Source organism: Paenibacillus sp. FSL K6-2524 (genome assembly GCF_038005525.1).
Classification (GTDB): domain Bacteria; phylum Bacillota; class Bacilli; order Paenibacillales; family Paenibacillaceae; genus Fontibacillus; species Fontibacillus anaericanus.
In genome coordinates this window covers 965,535-985,363 of sequence record NZ_JBBOSP010000001.1, presented here as the reverse complement: position 1 = coordinate 985,363, position 19,829 = coordinate 965,535, and the positions used below count along the sequence as shown (strand labels likewise).

The following is a 19,829-nucleotide window of genomic DNA, read 5'->3' as shown; positions in this document are numbered from 1 at the left end:
ACAAAGCAGGCCGAGTTCAGCCCTCCTCTTTCGAGTGGCTGAACTCGGCCTGCTTATTTGTTCTGATAATTGTCATTCATAAATACTCACCTTAGGAACGTCTCTCTCCCTTGTTGGATTAAAAAACGATACTGATTTTGCCGAAATACGAACCTTCTGCCAGATGTCTGAGGGCCTCCACTGCTTGCGAGAACGGAAACTCTTTATCGACAATTGGACGAAGACGATGGTGTTCGATCGCAACATTCATATTCTCGAACATCGCTCGGCTGCCTACGTTAATGGCCTGAAGCCTTGCTCTCCTGAGGATGGCCGGGACAATAGCTAAACCTTCAACACTGGCCCCGGATAGAATGCCGACGATACTAATCTGACCGCCTACCTTTAAGGCAGAGATGGAACGATTAAGTGTTTCCCCGCCTCCAAGATCGACGATATGATCAGCACCCCGCCCTTGCGTGTACTCCAATACGGCTTTGTCCCACTCCAACTTTCGCTTATAATTGATGCCGTGATCGGCGCCTAACGCTTTCGCACGTGCAAGCTTATCATCGCTACTTGAGGTTACAATGACTTGTGCTCCTTGAAGCTTAGCGAATTGCAGAGCGAACAAGGAGACGCCGCCGGTACCTTGAACGACAACTGTATCTCCTGCTTTCACCTTGCCCTCTTCCACGATCGCATGCCAGGCCGTTACTCCGGCGCAAGGCAGAGTAGCTGCTTCGATATCGGTCAAATGTTGGGGTACGCGTACCAGCCCTTCCTCAGGCAACACGACATACTCCGCTAGCAACCCTTCGAGCGGACTACCTAACGAGGATACCCAATTCTCTGGCGTAGCTTCGCCGGACTTCCAGTTTTGGGTAAAGATCGCACTCACGCGTTCCCCTATTCGGAACTTCCCAGCTTGTTCCCCTAAGGATACAATCTCGCCTACTCCATCGGATAGCGGAACCAGCGGCTCTTTCAGTTCTGGGTTATAAAATCCGTTTATGACTCCTATATCACGTGAGTTTAGCGATACCGCCTTCATTCGAATAAGCACTTCACCACGGGCGGGAGTTGGAATCTGGCGATCCACTTCTACAATGTGATCCAGTCCAAAACCGCCCTGAATAACGTAAGCTTTCATTGTGCATCTCTCCTTATTTGGTGTATAGACACACAATAATTCATATAATAAGATGTAGCTAGACGGCACTTTTAGGTCGGTTACGAACCCAAAGGTGCGTAAGGAGGAAGGATGCTTATGAAACCATCGGACATATCCCTGAAGGTTTGCAGCTATAGTCATGTGTTGGAAATAATATCTGATAAATGGACGGCACTTGTCATCTACTCCTTAGAGAACGGCACCATCCGATACGGAGAAATTAAGAGGCGCATCGAGGGTATATCGCAGAAAATGCTAACGCAAACTTTGAAGCAACTGGAACGGGACGGATTGGTCAGTCGGAAAGTTACCCCATCGGTACCGCCGATCGTAGAGTATACGCTAACCCCGCTTGGGGAAACGTTGATTCCCTACATGAAAATGTTAAAGGAGTGGGCTTCTGAACATTACTCCGCGGTGAGAAAGGCTAGAGAAGAATATGACCTCGGTGGGACGGAAACCATCGTGCGTTAATCAGTACTTTTCGAGTAAAATGTTAGAATCATTGAAGTGAGTTGTCTAAAAAAAATAATACCGAGCAAAGTGATGGTGATATCCTTTGCTCGGTATTATTTTTTTGTAGCATATGGATTAACGGAATTCTTATGTATGCTTCATCAACGAACTGTTGTACATTTGCGAATCCATTCCCGAGCACCAAAAGCGATCACCCTGTTCTGAATCTTTGGTGTCGTGATCGTACAGCATTTGAGCAATTCGGGTAACGCATACATTTCAAGTGCAGCCTTTGCTGCTTCCATATAGCCCTTATAGGTCGGTGTGCTCCCGCCAATTACGATAACATCTGGGTTATACAGGTGCACCAAGTTAGTTAAAGCATATCCAAAGTACTGCCCTGCTTGACTTACAAGTTTAGCAGCTTGCTCATCGCCTGTTTCTAGGTGTTCGCGAAGTGTAGCATCATCCATTTCCGCTTGATTCACAATGGCATAACCACTTGCGAGCGTATCGAGCAGTACCGCTTGCCCATCTACGTTAAGGATCATATAACCCAGTTCTCCGCTCCATCCCTTCGCGCCAAGCAGTAATTCACCTGAGGCCACAACACCTGGCCGCGATAAAAGCATCGGCCATGATGACGACAACCGTTTCGTTGTTGGTAAAATGAGCGGCCTCAGCCATCGTAGCTGCCTTCACATCATTGATAAATGCTACGGGAATGCTTGCTGGTGTTGCGAACATATCCGCTGTAACTCCGTTTAACGCAGGCAAGACATGGCTTAACTCTACTTTATCGCTACCAACGACTAATCCTGGCATACCCATGCCGATGCCACTTGGAGTATAGGGCAATTTGTTCACAAAGGCCTCTACCTCCTGCTGGAGTTGAAGCAAGGAACATTCCTTTCCCGTAGAAACCGTATGCTCCAGATAGCCACTTGCTGTCTCCGCCATCATATACATCTGCCCACCGTCAATTTCAATACCTACATATGTGTTCATATCAGTTGTCCCTCCTATTGTTCATAGTTTCCTTCAATAATGAGTAAAAGCATAAGTCACATTTCCCTTACATACTCTTCGGGCGATTTGCCAATCATCGCTTTAAAATCTTTGATGAAGTGGGCTTGATCGTAATAACCCATATCCTGCGCCAATTTAGGCCAATTTGAAACTGCACCTTTTTCCATGAGTTCTACTACCTCTTGAAGCCGATACCGCTTGATGACCCATTTCGGGCTAACGCCAACATAACGGTTGAACAGACGCTGCAAGGTCCGTTTGTTCATATCAAACTCTTGCACGATATCCTCCACCTTGGTAATCTGGCGATTATCGATGGTGAATTGCACGATCCGATTGATCAATTCAACGTTGTCATCCTGCTCTGGAATGCGATCCAGTAGAAATTGTTCTGCAAGTTGTACCATCTCTTCCTCTGTCTCTATAGCAAAAATTTGTTGTTCTATGTCCTGCACATCTATTCCGAAAACATCTTTAAAACCTAGCACCTTGCCAGTAAGAAGAGATATCGACTGTTTCCAAAAAGGATGAAAGCCTCCTGGTTTGAATTTGATCCCCAGCGTCATCCCCTCTTCCTTTAAAAGGCGCGTGTAGGTTGTTGTAGGGACACCGTAAATTCCGGTAAATATCTCATTATTCTCATATTCAAACGCTAAATTTACGTTGGGATAAGATAAGACAGTTTGGCGAAAAGGAGCTTGTCCTGTTAAGTCCCATCGTACCACCCAATAATGCTCTATTAATTGAGCCAAACTATCAGCAGGTTCGTATCTCATAAGCGAAAATTTTTGCATGCCTGCTTCTGCTTTCAGAATCCCCTTATCAGATCGTTGATCATTCGGTTTCACGAACCTACCTCCAGACGGAGCCGCTATTGTCGCGTTTTTACAATACGTTCCATGTTGTCTATTCTATACTGAGACTAGCAGTTCGAAGCTGTTTAGGCAATTTAATATATTGATCGAACGGAGGATAATTTATGGATCTTAAGTATGAAATTTATATCGGAGCAACACCTGAGGATGTTTGGCAAGTCTTTGTATCACCCGAAGGCACAAAAGCCATATTCTATGGTTGCATTCTTGACTCAACCTTCGAAATTGGTGCACCTTATGCCTACATTGGACCTGGTGCCGATGGAGATGAAACCGTACATGTCTACGGTAATGTTCTAGCCTTCGAGCAGAATCGACTCATGAGCTACACAGAACATCCTGGACCGTCGTATAGAGAAAATCATGCAGAACTCGAAACAAGGGTTACACTCTCACTAGAGATAGTAGGAAATTGTACGAAGCTTACGTTAGTTAACGATCAATGGCCCGACAATCATCCCTCATACGAAAATACAAAGTCATCTTGGCCGATGATTCTGAGCAATGCCAAGACCTATGTGGAAACGGGAAAGACATTAGACTTTGGCTGGTAAAATAATAAGTTTGTTTTATGGTGACTATACCTATTTAACAGTATCAAGGGGAAGCCTAGACGGCTTCCCCTTGCTTTATTATCTTTGTCCTCACCCTGTTATTTTGTATTCAAGGCGAGGAGAATATAATCTTCCCGAACTTCCTCAATTGTATAAAGTCCTATACTCTCGAGTGAAATCGCTATATCTGTAATGTCCTTCGTTGTCGCTTTCAGACTTTCCGCCGTGGGCTTAAGCAAAATTTTAATGCTACTATCCTTTTCTTCGATTACGAGTGATTTCAATTTGTTTTTTAGAATCCTTACCAAACGATCATAGTCTACTTTATATTCTACGGTAATGCCTTGATAAGTCACTTCCACATCTAGGGGCTCCGGTTTTAAAAAGATCACTATCCCCGACGTATCTACCTGCCCAACCTTGGGATTCAACACCTTATACTCGGCTAAATCTGAAACTGAATAGTCCATTCCATTATTCATGCTTGCTACCGGATTAAGACGGATATACGAGCTGTCAGACCCGAAGATCATCAGCGAGTCATCTACTACCAGATCGATCGCTTGTTCGGGTGCTTTTCCGGCAAACATGAGTAGTGGACTGTGGACACGTCTGGACCAGGAATTCTCATCATGGTTACCCAAAATATCCATCTGAAAAAATAAATCTTGGCCGTATTCAAATCCCTTCGATTTCAGAATATCTACCAACGGCTCGATAAGCATTCCTTCGGCATACCCCATATCCAACCAAATCTTCACATTTGGCTTTTCTTTTTCCTTCGCCAGTTCTTCAAACAGTCTCCCCTTAGCTACCCAGGTGGAAGCTGATACCGCTCCAATCGAGGAGAACGTCTCTGGGTGATGGTAACCCATCCATAACGCCTGTACACCACCGAAGGATGATCCCATGATCATTCGATTGTCCCTATCAGGAATGGTTCTGTAAGTTCCATCCACATAAGGAATGACAGTTTCAATGAAATAACGGGTAAATTCCTCTGCACTCTTGCCATCAGACGGAATGGACTCATCGAGAAAAGGAACATATTCCTCTCCCCTTTTGGCGCCATCGCTTGCATCAACTCCGATCACGATAACTTTCTCCATTCTTCCATCAGTAATGAGCTGATCTATGACTCTCTCCACTTTCCACTCTTTTTGAAAAGAACTGGTATTCGTTTCGAATACATTACGCCCATCGTTCATGTACACAACGGGGTAACGCTCGTTGTCGGTTTCGTAACCGGGAGGGAGGTAAACAAAAATACGCCGTTTCTCAAGTTCATCGATATGTACACTCCCTTGCCCCACAATCTTGCCAGTTGGATTCTCGGTTGCTTGTACGGTCACACTTGTCTTGGGCTCAAATGATGTTGGAGAGGTAGTGATTGAATCTTCTTTGTCCTGGCAACCTACCAGGGTTAGCATACATATTACAATAAATCCCCAAAAGCATGATCTTTGTGAGCCATATTGGTTCATCTAATCCCTCCTGACTAGTAGTTCAAACGTTTCCACAACTATTAATATATACGGTTTAATTTGTACCGGCTAGGATTATTTAACATATGACCCACACAAAAATGGCCAGTAACACCCTTCTTGCGAATGGTTACCGACCTGAAATCAGCAAAATCATTTTCAATTATACAAATACCATCGTCCCAAACCTAGAAGAAACATGAAAGTTGACCTTACCTGTCGGGCTCCACGCCTGGTATTCACGCGTACCCTCCAAGTCTTCATCAATTCGATAGAAGTTTACCTTCCAGCTTAATTCTTCATGAAGTGGATGAATGAAATTTGATGCTGGAATGCTAATATAGGTGGTTAAATACCCCTCCCTAGTCGAGTCGACAGACGTAAGAAGATCTTGGAAGCACCATGCTTTGTTCAAACCTTTAACCGCATCTAAGCCATCATTCTCAATTAGAGCATCAAACACCACATTATTGGGGCTGACTTCCAACTCCAAATAACGTGTTCCCTTGCCTTCCTGGTCGATAAAGAACTCAACGACATCCTGTTCGTACAGTGGGTCATCTCTTTCCGTAAAATCAGATACAATGTTACTGTCCTTACTTAAGAATCGTACATACAAATAGTCTTTGTTCCAGCAAGCTCTCACTTCGGTAGATTCTTTCGGCGGTAAACCTGTGACTGTGTCGCTTAATTCGAGCACATCGCAGCTATCCCAGTCAATGGAGCTCCATCCTGATTGCACTTGTTTACAATGATATACATAATCTTCTTTAACGATTGTGGTTTGCAATCTCTCACCTCATTTTACATATTCCATTTAGTCGGTATGTATCTAGTACCCTGTAATAATACACTTTTAATAAGTGTTTGTTCAATTATATTAATAAGTGAGTGAAAATAAGTCATTCCAAATCAAGTTATAAATTGGAGAGAATTTGCATGCTTAGCACCGGAAAAAACAACCTAAAATATCCCTAATTTTCTATGTTTATATATACACATCCCTCCTATCTCAACCGATAAAATGGGTAGTTTGATTATCCAGGGAAAGGAAGATCAATATTGAAGAATTTTTGGAGCAAGGGATGTAAAACGCTTATAGCACTTATTCTTCTGTGTCAAACAATAGGAATGTGGAACACGGCGGTTGCATCAGCAGATAGCAACTCTTTTGGGGCTTCTCCTTTTGTTAGAACTATAGCTGGTAAGAATGTTTCTTACGCATTGGATAAAGCGGGCCAGCTATGGTCATGGGGAATGAATAAGTCTCGTGAATACTCGCTTTTACCACAACACGAAGATCAACTGTCCTCTCTTCGTATAGCTGATATTGCAGGAGATTCGAGAACTCTTACTGTCCTCACCGTTCAAGGAGAAGTCTGGCTGCGGAACAGCCAAGGAACAAACAAGCTGGATCTTCAAGATATAACAAATATCTACGCACACGCCAATTATGCTTATGCCATCCAGAAAAACGGCAATGTATGGAGATGGGAGGATGATCAGGAGGGTAAGACTACGGCCCCGTCACTCATCGATGGGCTCCCCTCACCTGTTGTCAAAATTGCAGCTTCTTATGCATTACTTTCCGATGGTACTGTATACGACATTTCATACATGAATTCGGCCGAAAAGACAGGGCTTACGGGTATAAAAGATATCATACAGGGTGCCGAGGGTTGTAACCTCGCCCTGAAGAACGATGGTACCGTCATCGGATGGGGATACCACTGGCAACCAGATGGTTCATGGATTCTGACCTATGGCGGTGGTGATTACACTAATTATAACAATCCAGTTACCATCAAAGGGTTAAGCGGAATAAGTCAAATCGCCGGTGGAGAGAATCACTTTGCGGCATTGACAGAAAGCGGAAAGGTTTATGTATGGGGGCAAAACACTAAAAATCAGCTTGCTTCCAAAGAGAATCAGTCTTCAGTTCCCACTGAAGTCAGCGGACTGCCACTGATCTCAAGTCTTTTTGGCGGTTCTGAAGCGTTACATAACATTGTTATCGATCAGCAAGGCAAACTATGGACGTGGGGAAACAACAAGTACGGTGAACTTGGTATCGCTAGCAAGGTTGATGACGAGATGATCCCGCTGAGAGTGGCTGAACCACCTTCCGTTCAGTCAGCGATAGGTCTATATAACATGTCTATGGACGGCCTCGCTAGCAATGAAATTCAGACTTGGGCGACCGATGGCAAAGGTGGTTTCCTCGCTCTAACGGAATCCCAGACGCTCTTTTCAAACGATCACGGAAACTCATGGCAGAAGGCGGCACCTCCAACCAAAACGAGCCTTTCCACCTTATATTATGCGAAAGATCGTTATTTTTTGATGCCGGTGAACAGGACTGACCCTGCATACTGGACTATAAACGGAACGGATTGGCAGGAGGTTTCACAGCTGCCCGAGTCGATCAGCAGGGGGCAAGTGAAATGGGTTAATGGAGACTATGTTTTGATCGGAGAAGCTTCATTAGGGGCCGGAACCGTAGTCTATATCTCCAAAGACGGAGTGAATTGGACGCTGAGTGCCAAAGTGGATGGACAATTTTCCCAAGTATATTGGAACGGAAGTCTCTATGTCGGACTCGGCAGTGGATATAAATATTACGGTAAGACAACTAAACGCAATCAGCTTGTTTATGATGCGAAAGAAGGAACAAAAGTAGAACTGATCGTCTACACCTCATCCGACCTCATCAATTGGAAACAACAATCCGGTATTATCGACAAAAGTCTTAATTATAGGTTTGTGCTTAACGGCGTCCCCGAGACTTCTGGCTTTCCTATCTCACAGAATTCAAACGGTAAGTTTACGTTCGATGGTTCCAGTCGTAAGTTCAGCTCGGCAGACGGGATTACTTTTATATCCGAACCTCAGCCAACATCCTTAACCACGAATAAGATTGAAATGTTTAGCGGTCCATTCTCCGTAAAGGGGCGCCAACTGATCTTCGGAACCAAGTGGCGAGGCGAGGGGATTATGCTATCCTCTTCAGATAGCGGGAAAACATGGAAAAAGCAAGCTGTTAAGGGAATTCCCTTCGGCATGGAAGTTGTATGGACGGGCAAGCAGTTCGTGGGCTTCGCAAGCGAAAGTGGTCTTATTGCGGTATCCGTTAACGGAATTGATTGGTCAATGAAACGAGGACCTTATCCATATGCCAATATTGATGGCATAGCTAAGATCAACGGAACATACTCGGCCGTTGGCTCAGAATTTCAGGAGTCCGTCGCCTCCGTACTTCGCAGTAAGAACGGTATCAATTGGAACTCCACCTGGCTCGGAGACCGTTACAGTTCCAGTACACCATGGATGACATCGATTACTGCTTATGGAGCGAAGTTTATAGCGGTAGGCAGTAATCGTGTCTGGACCTCAAAGGACGGATCTTCTTGGTCGCAAACGAATTCTTTCGATTCATCAGTACGACTACAGCAAGTAACGACCGACGGCAGCCGTCTCTATGCCATTGGCAGCAAAGGAATTTCTTCCTTCCTGAGCGTTTCAGCGGATGGTAAGAGTTGGAGTAATGTCTTGAATAAAGGAGCTGAGTTCCAAGGCATCGCCATTCAAGGTAAAAAGATTGCTATTAGTGGTTATCAAGGAAAAAACGCCGTTCTCTACTCTACGGCTGACGGTGGACGTAATTGGTCGACAATGTCTATTCCTACCAAGGGAGATTCTTTCCTCAACCCAATAACTGTTCAGTGGGTTAACAATAGCTTCGTAGCCATCGGGGACTTTATTTATAACTCGACGGATGGGATACATTGGACTCGCGATAGCAGTCCACTCGCTACACTCATCGAAGCGGAACCGCGGAGTTACGGCTACGGGCATATGACTTGGTCAGGTTCCTCCAGTTGGTACGTTGCTTCCGGCAATGTCTTTGCAGTGGCAGACAAGAATGGACAATGGTCGGTGTACCATACCGGATATAACGCAGAAAATTCCGTGCGTGGTGTTATTCCTTTCGGAACAGGCGTGCTTGCTTATGGAAAAGAAGGGTTACTACTTCGAATCACTCCGAACTGACGGGATGATCTAAATCTTCCAGATTTAATGATATGCACAATTATTCTTGCGATAATAACTCCATTTCCATAATAGAATGCGATATGAGCCCATGTATATTCCATTGAGGATACATGGGCTCTGCTCATTTCTTCGTAATCCAACTTTGATCTGCATTCACGAAGATGTCAAACCAAAGCTAGATTCAAGATTCCTGCATCAACAATTCATCCGTTCGCAGACATTGATAGCCCTTCATCTGGATATCTTCAAGTACTTCCTCCAATCCTTCAATCATAAGGAAAGGAGCCTCCTCTTCCGCTCCCCATGTGTCTCCACTATCATGCAGCAGTATAATGGAACCAGGCTTTATCCGTTTCAAAAGTTTCTCTTTCAACGGCTGCGCCCTACTCTGCACTTTCCAATCTCCACCCATTACAGACCAGAGCACAATGCGGTAAGATTTGCGTAGAGAGAACAAATCTCCCATATTCAGAATTCCCCAGGGAGGACGGTAAAATGTCGGGCGTTCTCCGGTAATCCTCTCGATGATATCCGCCGAACGCTGGACATGCTGTTGCCTGATATGGCGCGGACTCATGATCCAATTCGGCAAATGCGTATAATTATGAATACCAATTTGATGTCCTTCCTGATGAATACGTCTTGTAAGCTCGGGATTCTGCTCAGCTTTACTTCCGAGCACGAAGAAGGTCCCTTTTACTCCCTGACGTTTAAGTACATCTAGCAGTTTGGGGGTATGTAAGGGATCCGGACCATCATCGAAAGTAAAAGCAACCTGGCGAGCAGATCGGCCTCTAATTGTGACACCTAATCCCCATATCCGCGTGATTAGGTAAGGTATGAACATATATATAATAATAAAAAGGGTCAGCGAGACGACTATAATTCGACTCATACCAAAGCCTCCTTACGGTAACGAGTCAATAAGGATTGCCTAGTCATCAATAGCATTTTCGGCACAAGCTTCTGGACATTTTGTTGCATACGCTGCTTCCCTCCAGGATGCAGAACTCTAAGTAATAACCGCAGGTAATACGTCGAGAATATACGGAATCCTTTGGATTCGAGCGGATGCAGCTCAAATCCAAGACCATGGATAATCCCACGATGGAGCAGGGTAATACCCGTTAATGCCTTTACATGAGCAAGTTCAGGATCTGTTTCCATAGCTACGCTAATCTGTTTCATAGACTTCCGCAGCATCCGTGCCGTTGATAATGCTGCACGATCGGGACCTAGCTCCTTCGAAAACTTCAAAACCTGACGGTTATCCAGATGGAGCTCTCCTACCCAATCACCGGAATGAACCCACTCCCCATCATGACATTCCACACTTTTCCCGTGATGGCGCCTGACAACTAGCTTACAAATGCCATATTTTTTACACGAAGCACTCCGAAATTTCGTAAACCATTCAAATACAGCTTCCCAAGTCATCCAAATGGATTGCATACTTTTTTTTGAAATAGATTTTAATAGATCCATAGATGGTAGTCACGTCTTTCTATTCAGATTAGTCCCATGTACCTGTCTCATGTAACCTCTGCCATCATTGTATGTAATGAATCTATCATTTATCTTTCTTCGTTCTTACTTATTTCTTAAGTTTGAAAAATAATGTTATCGCTATTTCCAACTCAGCCCCTAAGAGAAAACTAAACCTGCTGCATTAATTTCTTAAGCTTCGCTCTTGTAGAGGTTTCCGGAGCGGGTGTATAAATACTGCATCTTAAATCTGTACCACCATGAACCTGTAACGAAGTGAGCTGGAAGAGCATCTTTCTTGCCTTGGCATGTCTGAACTCAAGTAATACTTCCGGTGCTGAACTGACCTTGCTTTGATCCCACAAGCGATTAAAATCAGGATGCGTTTCTTTCATTTCACTAAGAAACTCTTCATACCATTTATCCTCTACGTATTGTCCGTAATATGCTCGGAATATTGCTAGAAATCCGCTCGCGAACTGCTCCCAATTCACAGCTAATCGCTGAAATTCCTTTCTCGTGAATAATAGAGAAATCATGTTTCTCTGCTCGGGTGGCACTTGCTCGAAGTCCAGAAACACATGAGAAGCCGCTTCATTCCATCCGACAATTTGGCACCTGCGATCGGAAACAATCGTGGGGCAGTAGGTAAGTTCTTGAAGAATAATCCTTAAGGCGGGACTGATTTCAGGAAGCTCTTCTTTAAGAAGACTTACGCCAGAAGTTGTCTCCAATGCTAAGGAAAATAAATACTTTCGCTCGTCGGGAGACAATTGCAGCGCCCTAGCCACGTTATCCAAGACGGACGATGATACCTTGATGTCCCTCCCTTGCTCTAACCAGGTGTACCAGGTATGACTAACGCCAGCTAATTGTGCGACTTCCTCTCTTCTTAGTCCAGGTGTCCTTCTTCGCCCCCCTTCGGGTAAACCAACGGACTCGGGAGTCAGTTTAGCTCTCTGCGTCTTTAAAAATTGTGATAATTCTTGAAGTCTGAGTTGAGAATTCATGGTTACACAACCTTACGTATGATTATCATGTTATAAATTATACTAGGATAAACAACAACTTGTAATAGGATATCCAGCATGACATGATAAGTATAGATTGTTATTTAAGGACGATCAAGGAGGCAATGACCATGGAAAGAGTTGTAATAACAGGAATGGGTGCGATAACCCCACTCGGGAATAATGTCGAGACCTTCTGGACTCGGTTAGCTCGGGGAGATTCGGGTATTTCTTATATTGATACTTTTGATACAACTCACTTTAAGGTTAAAATAGCCGGTATCGTAAGAGATTTTGATGCCGATAAACTATTCGGTTCTAAAGAAGCAAGACGGCTGGATCGATTCAGCCAATTTGCCTTAGCTGCTGCGGATCAGGCTTTAATCGACTCCGGGATCAACTTAGATCAAATAGATAAAGAACGATTAGGTGTTTACGTTGGGTCTGGAATCGGTGGAATACAAACGTTAATAGATCAACATCAGCTGTTAAACGACCGAGGGCCTGATCGGGTAAGTCCTACCTTGGTGCCGATGATGATATCCAATATGGCTGCGGCCTTAATTAGTATTAAACTGGGGGCATTAGGCTCATCCTTATCTCCAGTAACAGCTTGTTCCATTGGCAATACAGCTATTGGAGAAGCATTCTATCAAATTCAAGCTGGAAGGGCCGACGTCCTATTCGCAGGAGGATCGGATGCAGCAGTAACTGAAATATCACTTGCTAGTTTCACAAAAGCAACGGCATTATCGACTAGAAACGACGAACCTGAGAAAGCTAGCCGGCCATTTGATGCCGGACGGGACGGGTTTGTTATGGCGGAAGGTTCAGGAATTCTCGTTCTGGAATCGTTATCCCACGCCTTACGTCGAAAAGCTAGAATATATGCGGAGGTTATCGGTTACGGAGCTAGCTCTGACGCCTATCATATGGTGGCAACTCATCCTGAAGGTCATGGGGCATACCGCGCAATGAAATTGGCGCTGAAGGAAGCGTCCATCGAGCCAAACCAAGTGGACGTCATAAGTGCTCATGCTACTAGCACAGAGGTCGGAGATAAGTCGGAAACTGCAGCGATCAAGAAGCTTTTTGGCCAAGATGCCTATCGTATTCCTGTAACAGCTAATAAGTCGATGACGGGACATATGTTTGGTGCCGCAGGAGGCGTAGAGGCAATTGCCCTGGTAAAAAGCTTACAAACGGGGATTATTCCTCCTACCATTAATCAGCAGGAGCAAGAAGCGGAATGTGATTTGGACTACGTTCCCAATGTAGCTAGAACAGCCGATCTGACGATCGGCATGTCCAACTCTTTTGGGTTCGGCGGTCATAACGCAGTTATCGTGCTGAAAAAGTACAGTGAATAGGCTGAAGCTCATCCCCATCGAACTAGGGAATCACGTTATGTAGGCAAGCAAAAAGCTATTGATGGCAGGGAACATTCCCTGCTATCAATAGCTTCTTTTTACTTTAATGAATCTGTAATTACAAATTTATTTGATTATTTAAAAGTTATAGATTCTATGATTTTATCCACTTCAGCTTTGCTCTCATCATCAAAATGAGTAATAATAAAACTAAAAGCATACCCCTCAATGATGGCGGTGTAGTAGTTCTGAGTAACTACCAATTCGCCAGCGTCAAACCAGCACTCTAAGACAGCCATATCTTTACCACCAATTTTGACGGTGGATATCTCTTTAAACTCATAAGGGATCCCAGTATCTATCAGCGTTTTTTTCGTAGGTTCGAGATACTCCTTCCCCGCCTTCATACCTGGGACCTTCTCCGCAACAACCGTAACAGAAGGACTCGGATCCGGTCCATTCAGCGGATATTGCGAAACCAGTAGTAGATTTAATGTTTTGGCTTTAGAAAGTTCCAATTGTAACTTCTTAGTTTCATCTTCTCCAGCAATCATTTCTTGACCGGCATTCGCAATTTCATTCATTCCGGCTGCATCTTGAACTTCCCAATCTGTAGGAAAGGATAACGATACACCAAAATAATCATTAGTATAAGAACCACTTTCAGTTACCCCTAGGCTTACTTCTTTACCCTTGCCCCCGCATGCTGTTACCATTACTAAAGTTAGTATCATTATAACCGTCATAACTCCAAGCTTTTTCTTAGACATATTACCCTCCTGATACTTTTTTCCATACCAGAAAAGCTTATCATAACCTCCTTATATTTCCACCTATATAAAACTATAGGTTGTTATTACAAGGTTATTATTACAAAATGGAGTAACGACTTGCTATTGAAACGGCTTCAGTGCTGGACTGAACACCCAATTTGTCGAATATGATTTTCTTATGATGATTGACTGTACATTCTTTGATGTTGAGCTTTATTGCGATTGCCTTTACCGTTAATCCCTGCGAAATTAACCTCAGAACCTTTAACTGTCGTTCTGTTAATTTTATCGCATACTGTTCAAACAATTGGGCACTATGCTGCTCTTGGTAACTACTCAACATATGGGCCGGTATTAGCTTGGCAATGGCAACTAGCTCACTTTTCATATCTGCATTAATGGTGGACACATCGAGGTAGCCTATATTTTTCCGTCCGATATTTAACGGAGTAGAGAAGCAATGCCAGTCCTTAAAATAGGGACTTCCATGTTCTTCTGGCGGTAAATAGACCGGAGCATTATGCTTTATTGCTTCTGAAATTGCATTAACTCCACAACTTTTCTCCGAAAAATACATACCTAAGTCGATGGGTGAACCACTCATCGTATTTGCTAGATTCTGGCTGTAATCCATCGACAATAGAACGCCCTCTGTATTCGTAAGTAAGAACAGATATGGACCTGAAAGATGATCCTTGATGTTCGATATGCAATTCTGAAAGACCGTAATTAACAGTGAGTCTCTAATACGAATCCGTTCAAACTGCTGTTTCGATGCAAACGAACCTGTTAAGCTGAAACTTTCTCCTAAATGGTCTTCCCTCCATTGTTGAGGTAGAGCCCTTATCGCCTCAGGCATTACAGTTATCCTCCTTGGTGTATCTGTCTTTCGGGAAATAAATGAATACCCTTTCTTTATTTATCGGAGAATCATGGGAATATTTAAATTCGCTTATCTAAGCGTTCAAATTATAGGGAGGAATACGATTTGAAAATTGATAAAACAGAAACATGGGTCAGGGAATCACTACCCGATCCGCTAGGTGTCTCAGGGTTGGGTGGATGGTTAGTTCTGATTCAGATTGGCTTATATATTACAATCATCAGGTTAGTTGTTGTATTTTTTCAGTTTATATTGCCCATGTTTAGTTCTGGCGCATGGGAAGTGCTTACTTCACAAAATTCGATGGCTTATCATGCATTATGGGGGCCCATTATCATCTTTGAAACGGTGTACAATATCATATTTTTATTTTTTGCCGTATACATATTGATTCAATTGTATCAGAAGAAATCTATCTTCCCTCGTCTAATGATTATTTTCTATATCGCTAGTCTTTTGGCTGTCACTATTGATATTATTCTAATGTATCAAATTCCATTAGCTCAGCAGAATAGCGACGTTAGTTCTTTTAATGAGCTTTTCCGTTCTATATTCACATGCGCCATCTGGATTCCCTATTTCATCAAATCTACAAGAGTCAAAAATACGTTTACCAAATAAAATGCACTCAAACATTAATATGAAATCTTCTTGAAAATCATTTGATCGAAAATAGTAATAGATCGAGCAACATGTATCGTTGCACTAACGTCGATACTATTGAGGTGAGATGATGAGCAAAAGAAGAATAATGCTAGTCTCCTATATACTTTTACTGGTCGCAATTGTACTTGGATGTTCCAAGTCTGCTACAACAGAGGGACTATTCTCAGAACCTCCGGATGTTGTGGGATTCATTGATGAGAAAGAAATTCTGTTCATTAAAGGTTCTTACCATTGGGATCACGCTATTGCTGATGCCCCGAGTCCAGATAATTTGGTAAAAGACACAGCCGTTTATGTAGTAAAACCAAATTCAGAGCTAACATTAACATTCAAAGGTGAAGAACCTCAAGAGATCTCAGCTGGGCTCTGGGTAAATCAAAATTTCACGCCATTACCTAGAGTAAAAGATACAATCCTCCTTCCAGATAAGCCTGGAATATATGTACTGTCTATTGGAGCGAAATGGTCAGGCGACGATCGTGGTAGTTATGCTGCTGCTATCGAGGTAATAGACTAAGGGGAATAAATCCGTGGAATCACAACACGAAAAGGCCACATTGGAAGTGGCCATTTCGTGTTTTTTGGTATATTCATTCCTACTTCATTAGCTGATCACCTTCGCGCCATTAGTTCAACCCTTGTCATAGATTGCTCTCGCGCGAAGCCTTAGTTGAAACGACCGCTGCATTGCGCTTATCAAAGACGAAGATCGCAATCACAAGCAAAGCGATAAGCATCATTAGGGAATCAGCAGCTAAACTCGGTACCAGATGATCGGCGAATTGCTGAGGGGACTCCATCGAGGCTCCCGTTCCAAAGATAATTCCACTGATGGCGATACCAAATACAGATCCGAGCTGACGCGTCGTATTGCTTACCCCACTCGCTTCCCCTGCGGAATCTTCTGGAACAGAAGCTAGTAGTCCATGCGACAACGGCGTAAAGCTAAGCCCCATGCCTGCCCCAGCCAGCATCATGGGCACAAGCACATCTGTAAAAGGAAATACCGGACCCTTAATAGAGACCATAAGTGCCAACCAACTTAGACCTACTCCCTGTAACAGCAATCCAGTCATCAGTACCCTTTTTGATCCAAATCTCCCTATCGCCATTCCAGCAAAAGGTGCTGCTAACATGGTCATAATCGTCCAAGCCATCTCCCGAACTCCTGCCTCAAGAGGACTGTAACCTTGTGCCTGTTGAAGAAATAATGTCAGCATAAAAATCGCACCAAAGACGCTCGCATTCATCCAAAATCCCGCCAAAATATATGATGTGTACGTTTTGTTGCGAAACAAATCAAACTGTACGGTTGGGCTAGTTCTTCTTTTTTCCCAATAATAAAATAGAACCAGAAGCAGAAGACCAACCAATAACGACATAATTACCAAGGGATCTCCCCAGCCAAGTGGTCTACTTTTTTCCAAGCCAAAAACCAGACCAAACAACCCCGTAGTCAGCAGAATAACACCCAAAGGATCCAGTGGCTTGCGTACTCCACGAGACTCTTTGATCCAGCTCAAACCCAAAAGCAGTGCAATCAGTCCAACTGGTAAATTGATATAGAAGATCATTTGCCAAGGTGCTCCTTCCATGACCAGACCTCCAACCAGTGGGCCTACACTAAGCCCTAACCCGGAAATACCTGACCATAACCCGATCGCTAGCGCCCTTTTTGCAGGAGGAAATGCCGCGTTAACAAGTGTGAGCTAAGCGGTACGATCGCTGCTCCTCCAATCCCCTGAATCGTGCGGAACACAATGAGTGCGGATGAGGAAGTACTTAGTCCGGAGAATAAAGATCCTATTGTAAAAACTGCCACCCCAGCTAAGAACACTTTTTTCCTCCCAATAGATTCACCCAATATGCTAAAGGGGATAATTAGAACAGCAAAGGCAAGGGTATAAGCATTCATAAACCATTCTAAATCCGACAACGAAGCCCCTAGATCCTTCTGAATGGAAGGGAGTGATACTCCCAGAATTAAACTGTCCAGCATGGCCATGAACAAGGCGATACAGGTAATAACAAGTAGACGCACTCTGGCTGAGGTTGACATTTTAAACTCCTCCTCTAATTTATTTATTGATAAATAAATATAATATATAGAAAACCGCACTACGGCATAAGCTGCGGTAATTCCAAAACTGCTGAAAGAGAAATGACCAATCCATAAGCGAGGAACATACTGGCTTCGTGAGAGCTATTGTTGATTCCAGCTAATTCGAACCTATTTCTCATAGTTTCATGAAGCTGGGCATATTTTTCTCTGGCAAACTCTTTGACCTTTGGCTCTGGTGTGGCAGAACATTGCATAAGCAACAGCATCTCGTTACGCTGAGTTTCCATGAGCTCAACGAAGACATCCCCCATCGCTGCACATAACTGTTCTGCTGGGGCTTCTACCTGATTGAAGGCATATTCCATTCGGTTATATGCACGCTCCAACACAGCTAAATACAGCTGTTCTTTGGTTTTAAAGAAATGAAATACATAAGGTTGAGTGACGCCTACGGCCTCTGCAATATAGGCGGTTGTTGTTTTGTAATAGCCTTGAGTGGCAAATAAAGCAGCAGCACTCTCCATAATTTGTTCTTTGCGGTTTGCTGGTATTTCTTCTTTAATACTCAATGGAATAATTCTCCTTACATTTATTTATTACTCAATAAATAACATACATTTAGATCTCAGTCAATAACCAAGCGATTACAAACATACAAACGGAACCTCTGTCATAAATTATTTGAATGCGGATGTAGAATTATGCTTGTAACATTCCAAATGAGAGGAGATGATCTCATGGAAAACCAACCTGGGACTCAGACTAAGAACGGGAATGTACCTCAACCTATAAGGAGTGATGGAGCCGGGGCGACGGATTTGGGTCCACGGGACGTCATGCGGGATATTGAAAACCCTAACATGCTGGTTCCACCAATTACAGATGCTGGCTTGATCCCTAACTTAAAATTTTCGTTCTCTGATACCCACATGCAGTTAAATCACGGTGGTTGGTCAAGAGAGATTACAATTAGAGAGCTACCGATTGCAACCACACTTGCAGGCGTTAATATGCGCTTGACTCCTGGAGGGGTGCGCGAACTCCATTGGCATCAGCAAGCAGAATGGGCTTATATGCTCTTAGGAAGTGCACGGATTACATCAGTTGATCAAGAGGGGCGAAATTTTATTGCTGATGTTGGGCCGGGTGATCTTTGGTACTTTCCAGCTGGATTACCCCATTCAATTCAGGGGTTAGAAGAAGGTTGTGAATTTCTGCTCGTCTTCGATGATGGTCATTTCTCTGATCTAAATACCTTATCTATCTCCGATTGGTTCGCACATACGCCCAAAGATGTGCTGGCAGCCAACTTCGGCGTTCCTGAGAGTGCTTTTAACAACATTCCCTCGGATCAGGTCTATATTTTTCAAGATAATATTCCCGGCTCAATAGAAAGTCAGAAAGTTCAATCCCCTTACGGTACCATCCCGCAAAGTTTTAAGCATCAGTTACTGGCGCAGACACCTATTCGAACACCAGGCGGAAGCGTGCGGATTGTGGACTCTACTAACTTTCCTATTTCTAAAACTATCGCAGCAGCACTTGTTGAGATTGAACCCGGTGCTATGAGAGAACTTCATTGGCATCCAAATAATGACGAGTGGCAATATTACCTTACTGGCCAAGGACGTATGACAGTATTTGCAGGAAACGGCACTGCCCGCACTTTTGATTATAGAGCTGGTGATGTTGGTTATGTCCCTTTTGCCTTGGGTCACTATATTCAAAATACCGGTGATGAAACCTTGTGGTTCTTGGAGATGTTCAAGAGCGATCGATTTGTCGATGTATCATTAAACCAATGGATGGCACTTACTCCCCGTGATCTAGTTCAGGACAATTTACATGTCGGACCAGAATTGCTAGATGCACTACGTAAAGAGAAATGGCCTGTCGTTAAATATACAAATGACACTAGTAACAAGTAAGCTCTAATGCCTTTTCCTTTTCCACATTGGCTCCGTCAGAACGTTGAG

General features: G+C 43.6%; 19 protein-coding genes and 1 pseudogene. 7 read left to right on the top strand and 13 right to left on the bottom strand.

Annotation, left to right across the window (positions count from 1 at the left end; all coding sequences use genetic code 11):
- Positions 1 to 118: 118 nt before the first annotated feature.
- A complete protein-coding gene (locus tag NST85_RS04255; protein WP_127194274.1) occupies positions 119 to 1,132 on the bottom strand; it encodes a zinc-dependent alcohol dehydrogenase family protein in 1,014 nt (337 codons plus the stop codon).
- 117 nt (positions 1,133 to 1,249) lie between these two features.
- On the opposite strand from NST85_RS04255, the gene NST85_RS04250 reads away from it, so the two are divergent.
- Entirely contained in the window at positions 1,250 to 1,627 is a 378-nt protein-coding gene (locus NST85_RS04250) for a winged helix-turn-helix transcriptional regulator (RefSeq protein ID WP_341188625.1), read from the top strand.
- A 143-nt stretch (positions 1,628 to 1,770) separates the two neighbouring features.
- Here NST85_RS04250 and NST85_RS04245 read toward each other — a convergent pair whose 3' ends face one another.
- The 3 genes from NST85_RS04245 to NST85_RS04235 are packed head-to-tail and all read right to left on the bottom strand — an operon-like array spanning position 1,771 to position 3,486.
- Positions 1,771 to 2,241 carry an ROK family protein gene (locus NST85_RS04245; RefSeq protein ID WP_341188624.1) on the bottom strand — a complete coding sequence of 157 codons (471 nt, stop codon included), beginning with the start codon at positions 2,239 to 2,241 and terminating at the stop codon, positions 1,771 to 1,773.
- Positions 2,204 to 2,617, bottom strand: a complete 414-nt coding sequence (locus NST85_RS04240) for an ROK family protein (RefSeq protein WP_341188623.1) — start codon at positions 2,615 to 2,617, stop codon at positions 2,204 to 2,206. Before NST85_RS04240 ends, NST85_RS04245 begins: the two co-directional genes overlap by 38 nt.
- A 56-nt stretch (positions 2,618 to 2,673) precedes the next feature.
- The gene (locus tag NST85_RS04235; RefSeq protein WP_341188622.1) at positions 2,674 to 3,486 is read right to left on the bottom strand and encodes a helix-turn-helix domain-containing protein; all 813 of its coding nucleotides are present in this window, start codon (positions 3,484 to 3,486) and stop codon (positions 2,674 to 2,676) included.
- A gap of 131 nt (positions 3,487 to 3,617) precedes the next feature.
- On the opposite strand from NST85_RS04235, the gene NST85_RS04230 reads away from it, so the two are divergent.
- Positions 3,618 to 4,067, top strand: coding sequence for an SRPBCC family protein (locus tag NST85_RS04230; RefSeq protein WP_127194277.1), 450 nt, complete (start codon positions 3,618 to 3,620; stop codon positions 4,065 to 4,067).
- Between the two features lie 98 nt (positions 4,068 to 4,165).
- On the opposite strand, the gene NST85_RS04225 is transcribed toward NST85_RS04230, so the two are convergent.
- Positions 4,166 to 5,551 (bottom strand): alpha/beta hydrolase, encoded by a 1,386-nt coding sequence (locus NST85_RS04225; RefSeq protein ID WP_341188621.1) that lies wholly within the window; start codon positions 5,549 to 5,551, stop codon positions 4,166 to 4,168.
- A 163-nt stretch (positions 5,552 to 5,714) separates the two neighbouring features.
- The gene (locus tag NST85_RS04220; protein ID WP_341188620.1) at positions 5,715 to 6,341 is read right to left on the bottom strand and encodes a carbohydrate-binding family 9-like protein; all 627 of its coding nucleotides are present in this window, start codon (positions 6,339 to 6,341) and stop codon (positions 5,715 to 5,717) included.
- A gap of 272 nt (positions 6,342 to 6,613) precedes the next feature.
- Between NST85_RS04220 and NST85_RS04215 the strand changes: the two genes are divergently transcribed.
- A complete protein-coding gene (locus tag NST85_RS04215; protein WP_341188619.1) occupies positions 6,614 to 9,601 on the top strand; it encodes a hypothetical protein in 2,988 nt (995 codons plus the stop codon).
- Positions 9,602 to 9,785: 184 nt separating this feature from the next.
- Here NST85_RS04215 and NST85_RS04210 read toward each other — a convergent pair whose 3' ends face one another.
- The 3 genes from NST85_RS04210 to NST85_RS04200 all read right to left on the bottom strand — a co-directional run bounded on the left by NST85_RS04210 (position 9,786) and on the right by NST85_RS04200 (position 12,099).
- On the bottom strand, positions 9,786 to 10,499 hold the full coding sequence (locus NST85_RS04210) for a polysaccharide deacetylase family protein (protein WP_341188618.1): 714 nt from the start codon (positions 10,497 to 10,499) through the stop codon (positions 9,786 to 9,788).
- Positions 10,496 to 11,089, bottom strand: coding sequence for a YkoP family protein (locus NST85_RS04205; protein ID WP_127194280.1), 594 nt, complete (start codon positions 11,087 to 11,089; stop codon positions 10,496 to 10,498). The genes NST85_RS04210 and NST85_RS04205 overlap by 4 nt, the downstream gene beginning before the upstream one ends.
- 170 nt (positions 11,090 to 11,259) lie before the next feature.
- On the bottom strand, positions 11,260 to 12,099 hold the full coding sequence (locus NST85_RS04200) for a helix-turn-helix transcriptional regulator (RefSeq protein ID WP_307401668.1): 840 nt from the start codon (positions 12,097 to 12,099) through the stop codon (positions 11,260 to 11,262).
- A 131-nt stretch (positions 12,100 to 12,230) separates the two neighbouring features.
- On the opposite strand from NST85_RS04200, the gene fabF reads away from it, so the two are divergent.
- Positions 12,231 to 13,469, top strand: a complete 1,239-nt coding sequence (gene fabF, locus NST85_RS04195) for a beta-ketoacyl-ACP synthase II (RefSeq protein ID WP_127194282.1) — start codon at positions 12,231 to 12,233, stop codon at positions 13,467 to 13,469.
- 134 nt (positions 13,470 to 13,603) lie between these two features.
- Here fabF and NST85_RS04190 read toward each other — a convergent pair whose 3' ends face one another.
- Both NST85_RS04190 and NST85_RS04185 read right to left on the bottom strand, forming a co-directional pair.
- Positions 13,604 to 14,239 (bottom strand): hypothetical protein, encoded by a 636-nt coding sequence (locus tag NST85_RS04190; protein WP_127194283.1) that lies wholly within the window; start codon positions 14,237 to 14,239, stop codon positions 13,604 to 13,606.
- Between the two features lie 100 nt (positions 14,240 to 14,339).
- On the bottom strand, positions 14,340 to 15,101 hold the full coding sequence (locus NST85_RS04185; protein WP_127194284.1) for a LuxR family transcriptional regulator: 762 nt from the start codon (positions 15,099 to 15,101) through the stop codon (positions 14,340 to 14,342).
- A 129-nt stretch (positions 15,102 to 15,230) separates the two neighbouring features.
- Between NST85_RS04185 and NST85_RS04180 the strand changes: the two genes are divergently transcribed.
- The gene (locus NST85_RS04180) at positions 15,231 to 15,746 is read left to right on the top strand and encodes a DUF2569 domain-containing protein (protein ID WP_170220273.1); all 516 of its coding nucleotides are present in this window, start codon (positions 15,231 to 15,233) and stop codon (positions 15,744 to 15,746) included.
- 130 nt (positions 15,747 to 15,876) lie between these two features.
- Positions 15,877 to 16,308: a hypothetical protein gene (locus NST85_RS04175; protein WP_341188617.1), complete on the top strand. Its 432-nt coding sequence runs from the start codon at positions 15,877 to 15,879 to the stop codon at positions 16,306 to 16,308.
- A gap of 124 nt (positions 16,309 to 16,432) precedes the next feature.
- On the opposite strand, the pseudogene NST85_RS04170 reads toward NST85_RS04175, so the two are convergent.
- Positions 16,433 to 17,790, bottom strand: a pseudogene (locus tag NST85_RS04170) (MFS transporter).
- Between the two features lie 119 nt (positions 17,791 to 17,909).
- Positions 17,910 to 18,422 (bottom strand): TetR/AcrR family transcriptional regulator, encoded by a 513-nt coding sequence (locus NST85_RS04165; RefSeq protein WP_341188616.1) that lies wholly within the window; start codon positions 18,420 to 18,422, stop codon positions 17,910 to 17,912.
- Between the two features lie 168 nt (positions 18,423 to 18,590).
- Here NST85_RS04165 and NST85_RS04160 point away from each other — a divergent pair, with 168 nt between their 5' ends.
- Positions 18,591 to 19,781, top strand: coding sequence for an oxalate decarboxylase family bicupin (locus NST85_RS04160; RefSeq protein WP_341188615.1), 1,191 nt, complete (start codon positions 18,591 to 18,593; stop codon positions 19,779 to 19,781).
- Positions 19,782 to 19,829 lie beyond the last annotated feature (48 nt).

What these genes read in the sequence shown, in the direction of transcription:
- NST85_RS04190 (WP_127194283.1), bottom strand. Translation starts at nt 14,239, where the DNA reads ATGTCTAAGAAAAAGCTTGGAGTTATGACGGTTATAATGATACTAACT.
- NST85_RS04160 (WP_341188615.1), top strand. Translation starts at nt 18,591, where the DNA reads ATGGAAAACCAACCTGGGACTCAGACTAAGAACGGGAATGTACCTCAA.
- NST85_RS04175 (WP_341188617.1), top strand. Translation starts at nt 15,877, where the DNA reads ATGCTAGTCTCCTATATACTTTTACTGGTCGCAATTGTACTTGGATGT.
- NST85_RS04200 (WP_307401668.1), bottom strand. Translation starts at nt 12,099, where the DNA reads ATGAATTCTCAACTCAGACTTCAAGAATTATCACAATTTTTAAAGACG.
- NST85_RS04230 (WP_127194277.1), top strand. Translation starts at nt 3,618, where the DNA reads ATGGATCTTAAGTATGAAATTTATATCGGAGCAACACCTGAGGATGTT.
- NST85_RS04245 (WP_341188624.1), bottom strand. Translation starts at nt 2,241, where the DNA reads ATGCTTTTATCGCGGCCAGGTGTTGTGGCCTCAGGTGAATTACTGCTT.
- NST85_RS04185 (WP_127194284.1), bottom strand. Translation starts at nt 15,101, where the DNA reads ATGCCTGAGGCGATAAGGGCTCTACCTCAACAATGGAGGGAAGACCAT.
- NST85_RS04205 (WP_127194280.1), bottom strand. Translation starts at nt 11,089, where the DNA reads ATGGATCTATTAAAATCTATTTCAAAAAAAAGTATGCAATCCATTTGG.
- NST85_RS04250 (WP_341188625.1), top strand. Translation starts at nt 1,250, where the DNA reads ATGAAACCATCGGACATATCCCTGAAGGTTTGCAGCTATAGTCATGTG.
- NST85_RS04240 (WP_341188623.1), bottom strand. Translation starts at nt 2,617, where the DNA reads ATGAACACATATGTAGGTATTGAAATTGACGGTGGGCAGATGTATATG.
- fabF (WP_127194282.1), top strand. Translation starts at nt 12,231, where the DNA reads ATGGAAAGAGTTGTAATAACAGGAATGGGTGCGATAACCCCACTCGGG.
- NST85_RS04225 (WP_341188621.1), bottom strand. Translation starts at nt 5,551, where the DNA reads ATGAACCAATATGGCTCACAAAGATCATGCTTTTGGGGATTTATTGTA.
- NST85_RS04255 (WP_127194274.1), bottom strand. Translation starts at nt 1,132, where the DNA reads ATGAAAGCTTACGTTATTCAGGGCGGTTTTGGACTGGATCACATTGTA.
- NST85_RS04210 (WP_341188618.1), bottom strand. Translation starts at nt 10,499, where the DNA reads ATGAGTCGAATTATAGTCGTCTCGCTGACCCTTTTTATTATTATATAT.